Origin of the sequence: Bartonella sp. AA2SXKL, assembly GCF_042197205.1 — a bacterium.
Taxonomy (GTDB): Bacteria; Pseudomonadota; Alphaproteobacteria; order Rhizobiales; family Rhizobiaceae; genus Bartonella.
This window is the reverse complement of sequence record NZ_JBHIRN010000058.1, coordinates 1-1,150: the sequence shown is the minus strand read 5'-3', so window position 1 is coordinate 1,150 and position 1,150 is coordinate 1. Positions and strand designations below refer to the sequence as shown.

General features: G+C 42.6%; 3 protein-coding genes. All 3 read left to right on the top strand.

Features of this window, described 5'->3' with window-relative positions:
* A partial coding sequence (locus ACFINS_RS09690; RefSeq protein ID WP_375706143.1) for an ERF family protein occupies positions 1-328 on the top strand: 328 nt, incomplete at its 5' end.
* A gap of 1 nt (position 329) precedes the next feature.
* Positions 330-953, top strand: a complete 624-nt coding sequence (locus ACFINS_RS09685) for a lambda exonuclease family protein (protein WP_011180604.1) — start codon at positions 330-332, stop codon at positions 951-953.
* A gap of 72 nt (positions 954-1,025) precedes the next feature.
* Positions 1,026-1,150, top strand: a 125-nt coding sequence (locus tag ACFINS_RS09680) for a helix-turn-helix transcriptional regulator (protein ID WP_375706144.1), incomplete at its 3' end; no start/stop codon positions are given.

Sequence of the window (1,150 nt, the reverse complement as noted above, 5' to 3'; positions counted from 1 at the left end):
CATACAAGCGGTTGGCTCTGCTATCACCTATGCACGCAGATATCTTTTAGGCATGCTTCTTAATGTTGTGAGTGCAGATGATGATACGGATGGGAACGTGCCTCTCACAAGTGCATTTCCGCAGCAGATCAGTGAGATCAGAACACTCATGGCACAAACCCAAACAGAAGAAACCAAGATACTTGCTTATGCCAAAGTCAACAATCTTGCCGATATGTCTGATGGACAGGCTCAAACGGTATTGCATCTTTTGAAAGATAAACGAAACAAACAAATAGCAAAAGCAGAGCACTCTCTCTCCCAACAAGAACAGCAAACGGCGGTGTAACATGGAGCAAAGAACAGCAGAGTGGTTTCAAGCAAGATTAGGCAAAGTCACTGCTTCAAACATTTACAATGTGCTCAGTAAAACAGCCAAAGGAACACCTACTAGCAAATATGAGGAGTACAAAATCAAACTCATGACAGAGCGATTAACAGAGGAAATAAGCCAATCTTATCTAACACCAGCTATGCAATGGGGCATTGAGCATGAAGAGGATGCACTAAAAGAATATGCCATCATTTATGACACAGAGGTCATAAAATGTGGTTTCATTCAACATCCCACCATAGAAATGGCTGGAGCAAGCCCTGATGGATTGATTGGGGAGGAGGGTTTAGTTGAAGTCAAATGCCCACACTCCACCAAGCATCTACGCTTTTATATGGATGGCACTATCAAGCCTGAATATAAGGCACAAATGCAATTCCAAATGGCATGTACAGGACGTCAATGGTGTGATTTTGTCAGCTATGATCCGCATTTTGTAGGCAGATCCCTTCGTTTGCGCATGAAAATTAAACGTATCCACCGTGATGAGAAACAAATTGAACAGATCAATCAAGCAGTTGAGATATTCTTAGAGGAAATAGAGCAAGAGATGAAACAGATCTTGACACAAGCCGCTTGACGTTATGGGGGTGCTCTCTCCTCCCAGCACCCCCACCCATTTACATAACATAAAAAATAGAAAGGTAATGAGATGATATTTGATGATGGCGATAGATATGTAACAACCGGTGAATGTGCACAGCTTTTTAGTGTATCCACAACAACGATTCGCAATTGGGTGCTTCAAGGGGAGTTTCCGCAACCCTATAAGCTAGG